Source organism: Methylomonas sp. EFPC3 (assembly GCF_029643245.1).
GTDB lineage: Bacteria > Pseudomonadota > Gammaproteobacteria > Methylococcales > Methylomonadaceae > Methylomonas > Methylomonas koyamae_B.
This window is the reverse complement of record NZ_CP116398.1, coordinates 2,128,732-2,141,624: the sequence shown is the minus strand read 5'-3', so window position 1 is coordinate 2,141,624 and position 12,893 is coordinate 2,128,732. Positions and strand designations below refer to the sequence as shown.

Below are 12,893 nucleotides of genomic sequence, written 5' to 3'. Positions count from 1 at the left end.
CCGATCACACCGAGCGTTCTGCAGAGCTCGCCGCGAGTTGGGCAACGGCGGCTTTTGAAGCCCTGGAGTGAGTCTTTAGCGTCGCTTGGAGGGGCGGAATCGAAGTGAGGTTGTTCCTAGGGTGGTGGAACGAATCGGCAAAGCGGTATTAAAACTATGTTAAATAACATATATATCGTTGACTTAGTCTGCTGATTCAGTCTCAGCTTGAATGCGGGCGGGATCGGCGGTAATGTGCCAAGCGAAAAAGCTCGTATCCCTTCCAACTATTCGGACATTAACTGATGAAAAAACCTGTCCTGTTTTTTAGCTTGGCTATGGCTTGCTTGGCCGGTAGCGCCGAGGCCGATCAAACACCGATAAAACCCTTCATCCCCGGCAGTTACCAGCAAATTCTGGCGGCGAATGCCGGCAAACCGCTGATGCTGGCGATCTGGTCGGTGGATTGCCCGTCGTGCCTGAGGGACATGGCGGCCATCAATCAATTGCACGACAAACACCCGGCGTTGAAGATCGTGATGCTGGCGGCCGACGAGGGGGATGCCTTGCCCGAGATTCAGCGCATCGTCGACACTCATAAGCTTGGCAGTATGGAAAATTGGGCTTTTAGCGGCGACAATCCGGAAAAATTACGCTATGAGATCGATCCGGCTTGGTATGGAGAGTTGCCGAGGACTTATTTCTTTGATGCCGGACACCGGCGCGACGGTAAAAGCGGGGCGATGACGCTCGAAGAATTCGAGGCTCAGCTCGCCAAGATGAAAATCTGAAACAAGTTGCCGCCGCGTTTCGGCTTTGCTTAACCCAGTAACGATTCAGTCGGCCCTATTTCCACTGGCGTTCCGTTTTAGCTGTCGAAGCTTGGCGACGCCATTCGCTCGGCTCTGTGCCATCGTGGGCAACAGGTAACGGTGAGGTTTCGGCTTCCGTGTGGCGGCTCTGAAGCAACCAAACTCAAATCCTGCCGGTTCAAGGCCAGGGGAATGCCAGGTGGATTGCGGGCCAAGCAACCGCAGCCCTCCATTCGGCTAGTCGGGCCGTCTGTCCGCTGATAAATTATGTTACTTTTATGTCGTGGTCGGTTATGCCGGTACGATAGGTTTCCATCTCGGAAACCAGAGCTAGCGCACGGCGGCAAACTTGGGTAACGTTGGACATACCGGTATTATCCGGCCCAATTCGGCTGGCGCCAGATGACGGCGATTTCGCCTTGGTCAGGAAAGCGCATTCCATCTTCTTTGGTAAATCGAATCACATGCCTATAACAAACTGGTGGCCGTTCCGTCGCAACAAGAAAAAAACGGTACAGAGCACTGTCAACGTTTACGACGTTAATCAGCGGGTTTATACGCCGGTGGCTCAGCTCAAGCTGGGCATGTATGTGATCGAATTGGACCGGCCCTGGCTGGACAGTCCGTTTTTGTTTCAGGGTTTCGAATTGCAAACCGAGGACGATATTCGCAAGGTGCGCGAGGTTTGCGAGTACGTGTATATCGACGTCACCAAGAGCCGTAAGAAAGTAGTCGAGTACAAAGGTGGGCAAGAAAATCTATCCTTAGACAGCATCGCCGATTTCCCGCCGCCACCGCCGAAATTGAGCGTGTTCGAAAAGGAAATCGAACGGGCCGAATCGGTTTACCAGGAGATGGGGGAGCTGGTTTCCGATTTTATGGAGCGTATCGCTCGCGGCGAGGGCGTCGATACTAAGGCCGCCAAGGCTGCCGTGGCCGAATGCGTGAACAGTATTTTGCATTCGCCGGATGCTTTTCTTTGGCTAAGCCAGCTGAAAAACCGGGACGAATATACCGCTCAACATAGTTTGAACGTCTGCGCGTTGGCCATCGTGTTGGGCCGGCACCTGAACTTTTCGGTGTCCAACCTGAATTTGGTAGGCTTGTGCGGCATGATGCACGATATGGGCAAAATGTTGATTCCGCTTGAGATTTTAAACAAGCCCGGCAAGTTGGACGCGGATGAAATGGAAATTATGCGTTCGCATACCTCGCTGGGTCACGAGTTGTTGAAATCCAGCTCGGATATGTATTTGGGCGCGATCGAAACGGCTTTAACCCATCACGAAACCCTGGACGGCAAAGGTTATCCGCGGCGGATCAAAGACAAAGGCATTTCGTTGTTTACCCGGATGGTGACGATTGTCGATATGTACGATGCAATGACCAGCGACCGTGTCTATCAAAAGGGCCGGACTCACCTGGAGGCCACCAGCATCATGTCGAATTTGAGCGGCAGCCAGTTGGACGGTCGGCTGGTCGTCAAATTTATCGAAGCCTTGGGGGTCTATCCGCCGGGCAGTCTGGTGCAGATGACCAATGGCGCAATTGCGATTGTGGTCGAAGTCAACGAGCTGGCGCGCCTGAGGCCTAAGGTCATCATTTTGCTCGATTCGGAAGGGCAGCCGGTCGAAGAAAGAGTGGTCAATTTGGCCGAAATGGTACTCGACAAGCGCGGCAATGTGCTGACTATAAAAGGGATCGTTCGGCCGCAGGATTACGGTATCGACATCAGTAAATATTACCGGCAGGGCGTTTTGCAAAAGGGGTTTGCCCAAAGCCGAGCTTAAATTCGCCGAAACCGGCCAAAGCCTTATCCTGACTGGGTCGGCTCGGCCACAAATTACCCAGGCGGGTTCGGCAAGCAAAAAAGGCATCCGCAGATGCCTTTTCGATCAGTGCCAGCCTGCGGCAACAATCAATCGTAGTGGTAATGTTTGCGTAGCGGTTTGACGACTTCCCAATGGCTGTCGAGGCCGGCGTGAAACATGACCAAATCGCCCGGCAGAATGCGGACCGGCTCGCCGCCGGTCGGCGTGACGATGATTTCGCCCTCCAGCACGTAGGCGGTTTCGGTCTCGTCGAAATCGATGGTGAAGGTAGAGATTTCTTTTTCCCAGATCGGCCAGCTTGCTACACCCAGTTCCTGCAAACGCTCTTCGCTGGGGTTATGCTCTACGGTAATGAGGCTCATGAATTTCCTTTTGGCTTGAGTTTAACAAAAGCCGGATTCTAGCATTGATGCCGCGGTAGCGCCTAGGAATGGGACGGATCGTCGGGTAGAGGTTTCGGATCGTCCCAGCGCCTTAGTTTTTTGACTTGGTCGAACTCCACGTGGGGCGGGGCCGAATGTTCTGTGAGTTGAGGGTCGGCTTGGTGGTAGATTTGGTATTCGGTGACGCTGTTGATCGTCGCCAGCATCGGTTCCCTGTTCAGGTAATCGCGCAGCCAGACGACCAATAACGCCAGCATCAGACTGGCGGCAGCGGCGATTGCCGCTTCCGCCGTGTAGTCTGGCCTGATCGGCGTTTCCGGTAACGAGGCCCAGTCGACCACATCCAGCTGCGGATTACTTTGCCGCTGTTTTACTTCGATTTCGACCAGTCGTTGCCGAGTCTGCCTTTGCAGCTCTTCCAGTTTGGCCAGCTGTTCCAACATTGCCTGATGCTGGGCAAAACGGTCGGTGTAAGCGGCTGCCTGTTGTTTATGCCGTTCCAGTTCCTGGCGCAGATTTTTCACAGCGGCTTGGGCCGCATTGTAATTATTCTCCGCCTCCTGTTCGGCGAAGCGGCTGGCCGATTGCTCCTTCTCGGCGATTTTTCGTTCCAGTTCGGCCAGTTGGGTTTTAACCGTACGTAGCGTCGGGTGAAAATCGATATATTCGTCGGTGTATTGGCTGCGTTGGCGCTCCAGCGCTGCGCGTAAGGTTTCTGCTTGCGCCGTCAATACTGCCAGGGTTTGCGAATCGGTATCGGTCACCACGGCTTTGCCGGCCGCTAACGCATCGCGGATCGCTTCGAGTCTGGCCTTGGCCTTGACTTCCTCTTCCTGGGCGTTGTTCAACGCGCCGTTTAGTCCTTGCAACCGGGCGTGGGCTTCGTTATCCGGGCTTTGCAGCGAAACAATGTCGTGTTCGCGGCGGAAGGTTTCAACGCTCCGGCGCTGGTCTTGTACTTGCCGGTCCAGGCGCATCAGTTCGGCGTTGATGTCGACCGTGGCTTTATCGCTGATTTCGGCAATATATTCGCTGCGGATTTGTTGGTAAGCCCTAATCCAGGTATTTAAGGCTTTTTGCAAAAAATGCGGTTCGTGGCCCTCGGCGCTGAGTTGTACCAGATTGGTATCCGCGATCGGGCTGACCTGAAATAAGGATTTTAGTTGGTTGATCCCGACATGCGGCGAATTCTCCGTGCTATTCAGTACTGTCACGGTTTTATCCAGCACGTTTTGCCCCAGCAGTACCTGTTTTTGGATATTGACGTGTTCCAGATCCGCTACGGCGTGGGTTTGGTCTATATCGCTCGCCGCCGTGGTCAATACCAGCGCTTGGCTTTGATAGACGGCAGGTTGTAGAAACACATAGGATTCGGTCGCGGCTAAAGCCGGCAGCAGGACCAGAAAAAACAGGTGTCTGCGGCGCAAACGTTTCGGTGCCGGCTCGGGGCTGTAAAATTCGTCGGCGTCGACTTGGAAATCGTTGTGATTCAACAACATAACGATTCTCTCCGGGAAAATGGCCGATCTGGCGCTATTCTTATTGTGCGTAAGCATGTGGCGACGACTGCCGAAATCGGTTTCGGCCTGAGGTTGCCGGCATGTTGGAAATGCAGTGTAAACCTTTATCCGAATCTGGCAATTGAATTATTACCGCTGGAAGTCCATGAGTTCGGTCAGTGTGGCCTGACTGCATGCACTACCCGAATCTTCCGATTCTAACTGTGAATTGCCGCATACTTGACGATGCAATTTTGCGGGATCGGCGTCGTATGACTATAGGGTTCGGCTGCTGACTGTATTAAGCTGTATCCATTGCTGAAATGTGTGAACGTGTTGGGATGTGTCGCAGGTATGAGTAGTAAAGACGACGGTGAGCTCAGAATTCATGTCTACGAATTGAGAGTCGGTATGTGCGTATGCCGATTGGAGGAGCCGCGGAAAGAATCGCCGTTCATGTTCGATCGTATCGTGATCGAAAGCCCAGCCGATATTAAGTTGATTCAGGATATTTGCGATTACGTCTATATCGACGTCAAGTGGCAAAAGTCGTCGGCCGGAGCAATTCCGACCCGGAACAGCGATTCGCTCAAGCACTTGAGTTTTGCCAGATCGTTCAACCAGACCGCGAATACGTTCAACCGAACCGGTAGTCTGATTAAAACGGTGCTGGATGACATCCGCTTTGGCAACCAGTTCAGCGTCAGCGCGGTGAAGCAGGCCGTGGCGGAAACGGTGGATCAAGTTTTGGAGAATCCGGATGCCATGCTGTTGTTAACCCAGCTCAAGGATCAGGATCAATATACCGCTCAACATTCTATGAATGTCTGCGTGTTGTCGATATTGCTGGGGCGCGAGTTGAAGCTCTCGGTCCAGGAATTGAACAAACTCGGATTTTGCGGGTTGATGCACGATGTCGGCAAAATGCGAGTGCCGCTGGAAATTCTGAACAAACCCGGCAGGTTGGAAGACGACGAAATGGCCATCATGCGCCAGCATACGCTGCATGGACGCAATGTGCTGATGTCGGCGCGGAATGCTTATCCGGGCGCGGTGGATGTGGCCTACGCTCACCACGAGCATCTGGCGGGCACCGGCTATCCGCGCGGATTGGGAAAAGAAGCGCTATCGTTGTTCACGCGCTTAGTGGCGGTGGTCGATACTTACGACGCGATCACCAGCGACCGGGTTTACCAAAAAGGCAAACCGCATTTGGAGGCGCTGGGTATCTTGGTAAAAGGCATGAATCAACACTACGAGGCCAATTTCGTTACTCAATTCATTAACTGCATCGGTTTTTACCCGCAAGGCAATTTAGCTGAGTTGAGTAACGGCGAAGTTGGCGTCATTGTCGAACAAAACCGAGCCGACCGGCTGAAGCCGAAAATTTTGCTGATTCAAGACGAGAACAAACAGCCAATCGCCGAGCACATCCTCGATCTGGCGGTGACCGCTACCGACAAAAACGGCAAGCGTTACGGGATCAAACAAATCATGCGGCCGCAGGATTACGGGATCGACTTAAGCCAATACTGCCGGGACGGTAAATTCAGCCAAGCGTATCCGGAAGTTTCCTGAAGCCCGCTTGCGGCTGCACAACAGACCGTTTCGACTCTTTGCCATGGTAAAAAAAATCGCCACCAGCCAACTGCGTAAAGGCATGTATCTATGCGGTACCGACCGCAAATGGATAGACATTCCGTTTCTCACCACCAAGTTTTTAATCCGCTCTGACGCCGACATCGATACCTTAAGGCAGTATTGCCGCGAAGTGTTCATCGATTTGGCGAAGGGGCTGGACGTAGCCGAGCCGGAACACGATTACACAACCCCGCCTGACCGGTCGGCGCCGGCCGCGCCGGAACCGGGGCCGTTGCTGCCGTTCCGGAGCCGTTTCGAAACGGTGTTGGGCAGGATTCGCGCCGGCTCCGGCTTGGATTTCGCCGCCGTCGAGGACATTGCCTGCGAAATTGTGTCTGTGCTGGATAGCGGCAGCATCTCGCTAAACCGGGTTGAAGGCTGGCACCAGAGTGGCGACAGGTTGGCGCACAAAGCGGTCAACGTCTGTTTTCTGGCCGCAGCTCTGGCACAGCGGCAGGCATTGGCGCCGGAGCTGGTGCGGCATACCGCAATCGGCGCGCTATTGCATGATCTCGGTTTGCTAAAGCTGCCGCAAGCCATCTTAGGCAAAGCCTCGCTGCTGACCGACGCGGAGCAGCTAGAAATTCGGCAGCATCTAGCGACGGGATTGGCGCTGCTGGCGACGACGCCGGAGGTGCCGAGCACGGTGCTGGAGGTTGTCGGGGATCACCACGAACGGCCGGACGGTGCAGGCTATCCGCGCGGTTTGGCCGGCGGGCAAATCGGTTTGCCGGCCCGGCTGGTGGGCGCGGCATCGGTCTATGAAGCCCTGCTTAGCGATCGCGCCGACCGGCCGGCGCAAAGCAAAGTCGAAGCGCTCCGGTATCTATATCAGGCGAGTCCGGCACAATTTGATGCCGTCGCGGTGGCCGGCTTGATCGAGGCCGTCACCGTCTATCCGCCGGGATGTGTTGTCGAATTGTCCAATGGCGTGTTGGCGATGGTGGATGAGATGCCGGCTGATGATCCAGGCCGGCCGGCGTGCCGCGTCATTGCCGACTCCAACAAACAGTTGCTGTTTCAGGAACAACGCATCGATTTGAGTCAAGCCGTGCATTCCAATTTAGCCATAGCGCGGCTTCCGGCAACCGACGAGCCGTTTATCGAATTGCTCGCCAGCTTTGCGGCGATGGAGCGGCTTTAACTTTCTGCCGTTTCGGCGGCAGGCTTTGGCAACAATTGTTTGGCCAAGGCCACGATATCGGCTACCGGAATTTCGCCGATCGAAAAATCGTTTTTATTCAGCTTGAACGGATCGACCACGGACGGGGATTTCAGCACTTGGTTGATTTCGGTCTGGTACACCCGGCTGACAGGTGTCGGGCCGAACAAGGTGATAGACGGCCGGTTCATGCCCCAGGCCATGTGGGTCGGGCCGGTGTCGTTGCCGATCACCAGATCGGATTTGGCCACGACCGCTTTCAAGTCGTTCAGGTTCATCTGCGGCAACACCCGCGCCAGACTGCGTTCCGCCAGCCATTGCGCCATCCAGTGTTCCTTTTCGTTACCCCAGCAGATCAGAAAATTGGCTTCCACGTCGAAAATCACCTGCAGATATTTTTCCAGCGGATAATTGCGGCTGGGCCAGGTCGAGCCAACCACCAGCAGAATATTGCTTTGTTGCTTGGAAAAATAGTCTTCCAGCCTGATTCGCGGCGGTCGAAAAAACAGAAAAGGCTGTTTTTCCAGGATGCGGTCGGTCCCGACCTCCAGGCCGAGCGGCCGGGTCAGCACCGTCACATTGCGGTCTATGGTGTTGGCATCGTAAGGGCAGGCGACGGTCTGAGCGTAAAACCAAGCCGCCGATTTTTCGCGGATCGAATTGCGATCGAAGCCGGCGCAATTGGCGGCCAGCAGCCGGCTGACCAAGGCCGATTTGATCAAGCCCTGGGCGTCGATTACCAGATCGTAGCCGTGCTTGGCATAACCGCGGACCTTGCCGATTTCGCCGAATATGCGCAACTTATCGGTTTTCAAGGCCTTCAAATTCAGCGGCAGCACCTGATCGATATGCGGATTGTCTGCCAGCAGCCCGGCGAAACGTTCTTCGACGATCCAGTCGATTGTCAGATCCGGATAGGCGGCCTTGATGAACTGCAAGGCCACCATCGCATGCACGATGTCGCCCAAAGCAGATAATTTGACGACCGCAATTCTCATTGTCAGGCTCCCAGTGCGGCCAGCACCTGCTCGGGCTGCAGGTCGACCAGACAGCGGGTGTGGCCGAAAGGGCAGTCGCGCTTGAAGCAGGGCGAACATTCCAATTTCAGGGTCAGAATATGCGCGGCCGGATTCAGCGGCGGGGTAAAGCCCGGATCGGAGGAGCCGTAAACGGCGACGATTTTTTTGTCCAGCGCGGCGGCCACGTGCATCAAGCCCGAGTCGTTGCTGACTACGGCGTCGGCCAGCGACAGCAAGTCGACCGCTTCGGCCAGCGAGGTGTCACCGGCGAAATTGCGGCAGACGCCGCCGGTCAAATTCACGATGGCGTCGGCGGCCGGTCGGTCTTTATCGGAACCGAACAACCAGACCTGCCAGCCTTCGCCGATTTTGGCATTGGCGACGGCGGCGAAATGCTCGGCCGGCCAGCGCTTGGCCGGACCGTATTCGGCGCCGGGACACAGTGCCAGGATTTTTTTGTCGGCATCGATGCGGAATTTGTCGCAGACTTGTCGGCGCTGTTCGGCGCTGATCGCCAGTTGCGGAATCGGATAGGCCGGCGGCTGTTCGTTTGCAGCAGGCAGTCCCAGCGCGACAAAGCGTTGCACCGTCATGGTCAGCTGGTTTTTGTCCAGTCGGCGGGCGTCGTTGAGCAGGCCCCAGCGCAATTCGCCAAGATAGCCGGTGCGTAGCGGGATGCCGGCAAAAAACGGCACCAGCCCCGACTTCCAGGAGTTGGGCAGGACGATGGCTTGGTCGTAACGGTCGCGAAGCTGACGGCCCAAGCCGAACCGGGCGCCGAGGCCGAATTGGCCGTGGCCGAGCGGCATGGCTATGCCTTGTCGCACTTGCGGCATTCTTGCCAATAACGGCAAAGACCAGGACGGCGCCAGGACGTCGATATGAGAATCGGGGAGGCGTTGTTTTAGCGTGATGAACAGGCTTTGCGCCATCACCATGTCGCCGACCCAGGATGGGCCGACGACCAGGATGTTATGCGGGGCAGGCACGTCGGTTTAGGATACCAGCGTCAACCATTCCTTGTGGTCGGCGCGGCGGCCTTGGACGTAGTCGAAATACAAGGCTTGCAACTTCTCGGTAATCGGGCCGCGGCTGCCGGAGCCGATGTCGCGGTTGTCGTATTGGCGAATCGGCGTCACTTCGGCGGCGGAGCCGGTGAAGAAGGCTTCGTCGGCGACGTAAACTTCGTCGCGGGTGATGCGTTTTTCAATGACTTCATAGCCTTGTTCGCGAGCTATCGTCATCAGTGTGTCGCGGGTGATGCCTTCCAGCGCCGAGGTGGTTTCCGGGGTGTAAATCTTGCCGTTGCGGACGATGAACAGATTCTCGCCGCTGCCTTCGGCGCAGAAACCTTCGTGGTCCAGCAACAGCGCTTCGTCGTAACCGGTCGATAGCGCTTCCTGCAAGGCCAGGATCGAGTTGATGTAATTGCCGTTGGCCTTGGCCTTGCACATCGTGCTGTTGACATGGTTGCGGGTGTAGGACGAGGTGCGGATGCGGATGCCTTTTTCCATGTTTTCCGCGCCCAGATAAGCGCCCCAGGTCCAGGCCGCGATCATAACGTGGACTTTCAAGTTGTCGGCGCGCAGGCCCATGCCTTCGGAACCGAAGAACACCATGCTGCGGATATAGGCCGATTCCAGGTTGTTCTTGGCGACCGCGTCGCGGTGGGCCTGGTTGATCTCGTCCTTGGAGTACGGCATTTTCATGTTCATGATATGCGCGGAACGGAACAGACGGTCGGTATGTTCGGCCAGTTTGAAAATGGCGGTGCCGTTGTCGGTTTTGTAAGCGCGCAGACCTTCGAAGACGCCACAGCCGTAATGCAGGGTGTGGGTCAGGACGTGGACTTTCGCGTCGCGCCAGTCAACCCATTTCCCGTCTAGCCATATCAAACCGTCTCTATCATCCATCGTTGCCATTTGTCTGAACCCGTTTTGTGAAAAAATCGTGCGCCGCCGTCGCGGCCGAAAACTGCCCGAAATTGTACTATAAAGCCGCGGCCGGCAATACCGGCGGCGTTTACTGCCAGGGGAAGGCTTGATCGGGGGCGGGGCGCCAGAAACCGAATAACTCTTCGCGGCGAGCGACAAATTCGCCGATCAACTGGTTTTGGCGCTGCCGATAGTGTGCCAACGCCGATTCCGGTGGATTTCCGCCGTAGAAGCTCTGCAGCGCCGCGAGCATGACGACGGTATTCTGGATCTCGCCCATGGTGGTCAAATAGCGTTGCAAGCGTTGGTCGTGGTCGGCCGGCAATCGCGGGACGGTTGCCGCCATCGCGGCGATGGCATAGCGTAGTTTTTTAACGGAGATACGCAGGCGGTGGATGCTGTGCTGGTCTTCGACAGAAACCGCAGCGTAGCGCGCCATCGCTTCCGCATAAATTCGGTCCAATGCGTTGAGTACGTCGGCAGATACTTGGTTTCGGTGGGCTTTGGGATGCTGAAATTGGCGCGCCGCCTTATCGATTTTTCGGCGCAGTTTGGCTTGGCGCAGTTCGGCAACGAGCGCAGGTAAACGTGTCAGTTGTTCTTGCTCGCGTCGGTGCAGGTGGTCGAGGAAGTCGCTTAATTCCGGCAATTGCGGCAGTTTGCCGGCCACTTCGTAAAGCATGACCTGCACGTCGCGCAGATCGTCGAAGCTGTCCAGTTGGTGTTTTAGCGTCTTGCGTAACGGCGTCAGCGGCCGGCAAGGGCCGATTTGTTGTAATAGTCCGAGAATGCTCAACAAACGGCGGATGCCGGTGCGCAAAGAGTGGACGTGGTCTTCGCTGCACGTTTGGCAGCAGGCTTTCAGGCGTTTGCGATATTGGCGCCACTGACGGTAAAGCGCTGTACTCAGCAAATTACCGTCGGCGTCGGCCACGTCTAGCCCTTGCGGCTTTGTAGCCGGCGTTTGCGCATTACCAGCGTGATGATAGGGCCGGATGCGGCGTAACCGACCGACAGCAGGAACAGCATGCGTTGCGGCTGAGCCATGACAAAGCTGATGACCAGCATCGCGATAATCGCGACGATGAACGGCACTTTGTTTTTCAGATCGATTTCTTTGAAGCTGGAATAGCGGAAATTGCTGACCATCAGCAGGCCGGTGGTGATGGTGGCCAGCAACACCAGATATTTGAAGTTTTCGACGTCGTAGCCGTTCTCGACGCAAAACCACAGGCCGCCGGCCAGAATCGCTGCCGCTGCCGGGCTGGGCAGGCCCTGGAAGTAGCGTTTGTCGGCGACTTCGACTTGCGTGTTGAAGCGCGCCAGCCGCAATGCGCCGCCGGCCATGTGCACAAAAGCCGCGAACAAACCGGCCTGGCCCATACTGGATAAAGTCCACAAATACATGACGATGGCCGGCGCGGCGCCGAAGGAAACCATGTCCGACAAACTGTCGTATTGCACCCCGAACTCGCTCTGGGTGTTGGTCAAGCGGGCGACCCGGCCGTCCAGGCCGTCCAGCACCATGGCGATGAACAACGAAATCGCCGCCGTCTCGAAGCGGCCGTTAATCGCCGACGTAATCGCGTAAAAACCGGCAAACATCGCGCCCGTGGTAAATAGGTTGGGCAGCAGATAGATGCCGCGGTGGCGTTTCGGTTGAGGATTTTTCAGCATGGCGGTTGCAAGCGGTAACAAGTTGGCGGCATTTTACATGCTCGGTCCGGGGCGTGCTATTGCGATTGCGTGACAGGGCGGGATTGCGCGATGTAAAACGGGTAGTGCGGCAATCTGTCTCCAGATAGTTTGGTCGCCCTCGAACCGTTCAGAATTTCCAGACCAGCAAAGCCTGCGGCACATTGTCGTGCAAGCCTTTGATGCCGTACTTGTTATGCCAATATTGGTACTCCAGGCCTATAAACAGATGGCCTGAGTCACCCCAGAAATCGCCCAGGTCCAATCTTAATTGCGGTTGGGCCAGCGCCTGGCGAGCTGCGGTCTGGTTGCGGCCGATGAAATCGGCGAAGCCTTCGAAACTCCATTTCGTGCCGGCGATTTGAAACGGCAGTTGCCAGAATGGGGTGATTTGCCAGGAGGTACCAATGTCGGCGGTTTCGGTGACGCGTTGGCGCAGAAAATCGATGTTGAAGTAATTGAAGCCGGGTAAGTCGAAATCGACGCTGATGCCGTACAGCCAGGCCCGAAAAACCGCTTTGTCGGCTGTTCATGTTCTCGCCGAGGTTGATGCCGGCGGTCAGGCCAAAGTCTTTGAAAATCCCGTACGATAAATCCAGGCCGCCGATTTTACTCAAACTGAAGGTGCTGTAGGCTTCGCCGTATAAATGGGTTTGCGCCTGCTGGCCGGATTCGCTGAACAGCGTGTCCATGAAGAAAAAGTTGCGGCCGTAAGCCCAGCCGTGGGCATGAGTGATCGTGACGATGGCTTGGCTGACGTCGTTAGGATTGAACGGCTCGTGGTAGTTGCCGCCGTGCAGATATTGGATTTCGCTGTTGCTCCATTGCATGAAGTCGGCGGAGGCCTGCTCAGCTAGTGTTGCGGCTAGTAGGGTGATGCAGAGCGAAGGCGCAAGATTGGTCATATTTGAAATCCTGCAGGCAAAAAAAAGCCCAT

The 12,893-nt window shown here is 55.9% G+C and carries 13 protein-coding genes; 4 read left to right on the top strand and 9 right to left on the bottom strand.

Annotated elements, in window-relative coordinates:
* Positions 1–284: 284 nt before the first annotated feature.
* Complete coding sequence (locus PL263_RS09475) at positions 285–770, top strand: TlpA family protein disulfide reductase (protein ID WP_278212770.1); 486 nt, start codon at positions 285–287, stop codon at positions 768–770.
* Between the two features lie 485 nt (positions 771–1,255).
* Positions 1,256–2,581, top strand: a complete 1,326-nt coding sequence (locus PL263_RS09470) for an HD-GYP domain-containing protein (protein WP_278212769.1) — start codon at positions 1,256–1,258, stop codon at positions 2,579–2,581.
* A 128-nt stretch (positions 2,582–2,709) separates the two neighbouring features.
* Here the strand turns inward: PL263_RS09470 and PL263_RS09465 are convergent, their stop codons facing one another.
* Positions 2,710–2,985, bottom strand: a complete 276-nt coding sequence (locus tag PL263_RS09465) for a cupin domain-containing protein (protein WP_140913116.1) — start codon at positions 2,983–2,985, stop codon at positions 2,710–2,712.
* Positions 2,986–3,047: 62 nt separating this feature from the next.
* Positions 3,048–4,505: a hypothetical protein gene (locus tag PL263_RS09460; RefSeq protein WP_278212768.1), complete on the bottom strand. Its 1,458-nt coding sequence runs from the start codon at positions 4,503–4,505 to the stop codon at positions 3,048–3,050.
* A gap of 354 nt (positions 4,506–4,859) precedes the next feature.
* Between PL263_RS09460 and PL263_RS09455 the strand changes: the two genes are divergently transcribed.
* Together PL263_RS09455 and PL263_RS09450 are read left to right on the top strand one after the other, a co-directional pair.
* Positions 4,860–6,083 carry an HD-GYP domain-containing protein gene (locus PL263_RS09455; RefSeq protein WP_278212767.1) on the top strand — a complete coding sequence of 408 codons (1,224 nt, stop codon included), beginning with the start codon at positions 4,860–4,862 and terminating at the stop codon, positions 6,081–6,083.
* A 43-nt stretch (positions 6,084–6,126) separates the two neighbouring features.
* Positions 6,127–7,290, top strand: coding sequence for an HD-GYP domain-containing protein (locus tag PL263_RS09450; protein WP_278212766.1), 1,164 nt, complete (start codon positions 6,127–6,129; stop codon positions 7,288–7,290).
* On the opposite strand, the gene waaC is transcribed toward PL263_RS09450, so the two are convergent.
* The 7 genes from waaC to PL263_RS09415 form a co-directional block, all read right to left on the bottom strand.
* A complete protein-coding gene (waaC, locus tag PL263_RS09445) occupies positions 7,287–8,306 on the bottom strand; it encodes a lipopolysaccharide heptosyltransferase I (protein ID WP_278212765.1) in 1,020 nt (339 codons plus the stop codon). The genes PL263_RS09450 and waaC overlap by 4 nt on opposite strands.
* Positions 8,307–8,308: 2 nt before the next feature.
* On the bottom strand, positions 8,309–9,265 hold the full coding sequence (waaF, locus tag PL263_RS09440) for a lipopolysaccharide heptosyltransferase II (protein WP_278212866.1): 957 nt from the start codon (positions 9,263–9,265) through the stop codon (positions 8,309–8,311).
* 57 nt (positions 9,266–9,322) lie between these two features.
* Entirely contained in the window at positions 9,323–10,249 is a 927-nt protein-coding gene (locus PL263_RS09435; protein ID WP_278212764.1) for a branched-chain amino acid transaminase, read from the bottom strand.
* Between the two features lie 100 nt (positions 10,250–10,349).
* Positions 10,350–11,195 carry a CHAD domain-containing protein gene (locus tag PL263_RS09430; protein ID WP_278212763.1) on the bottom strand — a complete coding sequence of 282 codons (846 nt, stop codon included), beginning with the start codon at positions 11,193–11,195 and terminating at the stop codon, positions 10,350–10,352.
* A 2-nt stretch (positions 11,196–11,197) separates the two neighbouring features.
* Positions 11,198–11,938, bottom strand: a complete 741-nt coding sequence (pssA, locus tag PL263_RS09425; protein ID WP_140913124.1) for a CDP-diacylglycerol--serine O-phosphatidyltransferase — start codon at positions 11,936–11,938, stop codon at positions 11,198–11,200.
* A gap of 148 nt (positions 11,939–12,086) precedes the next feature.
* The gene (locus PL263_RS09420; RefSeq protein ID WP_278212762.1) at positions 12,087–12,221 is read right to left on the bottom strand and encodes a hypothetical protein; all 135 of its coding nucleotides are present in this window, start codon (positions 12,219–12,221) and stop codon (positions 12,087–12,089) included.
* A complete protein-coding gene (locus PL263_RS09415) occupies positions 12,196–12,861 on the bottom strand; it encodes a hypothetical protein (RefSeq protein ID WP_278212761.1) in 666 nt (221 codons plus the stop codon). Before PL263_RS09415 ends, PL263_RS09420 begins: the two co-directional genes overlap by 26 nt.
* Positions 12,862–12,893: the final 32 nt, after the last annotated feature.

Excerpts from the sequence above, each read along its gene's own strand:
- waaF (WP_278212866.1), bottom strand. The coding sequence starts at position 9,265 with ATGGTGATGGCGCAAAGCCTGTTCATCACGCTAAAACAACGCCTCCCC.
- PL263_RS09475 (WP_278212770.1), top strand. The coding sequence starts at position 285 with ATGAAAAAACCTGTCCTGTTTTTTAGCTTGGCTATGGCTTGCTTGGCC.
- waaC (WP_278212765.1), bottom strand. The coding sequence starts at position 8,306 with ATGAGAATTGCGGTCGTCAAATTATCTGCTTTGGGCGACATCGTGCAT.
- PL263_RS09455 (WP_278212767.1), top strand. The coding sequence starts at position 4,860 with ATGAGTAGTAAAGACGACGGTGAGCTCAGAATTCATGTCTACGAATTG.
- PL263_RS09465 (WP_140913116.1), bottom strand. The coding sequence starts at position 2,985 with ATGAGCCTCATTACCGTAGAGCATAACCCCAGCGAAGAGCGTTTGCAG.
- PL263_RS09460 (WP_278212768.1), bottom strand. The coding sequence starts at position 4,505 with ATGTTGTTGAATCACAACGATTTCCAAGTCGACGCCGACGAATTTTAC.
- PL263_RS09435 (WP_278212764.1), bottom strand. The coding sequence starts at position 10,249 with ATGGCAACGATGGATGATAGAGACGGTTTGATATGGCTAGACGGGAAA.
- PL263_RS09450 (WP_278212766.1), top strand. The coding sequence starts at position 6,127 with ATGGTAAAAAAAATCGCCACCAGCCAACTGCGTAAAGGCATGTATCTA.
- pssA (WP_140913124.1), bottom strand. The coding sequence starts at position 11,938 with ATGCTGAAAAATCCTCAACCGAAACGCCACCGCGGCATCTATCTGCTG.
- PL263_RS09470 (WP_278212769.1), top strand. The coding sequence starts at position 1,256 with ATGCCTATAACAAACTGGTGGCCGTTCCGTCGCAACAAGAAAAAAACG.
- PL263_RS09415 (WP_278212761.1), bottom strand. The coding sequence starts at position 12,861 with ATGACCAATCTTGCGCCTTCGCTCTGCATCACCCTACTAGCCGCAACA.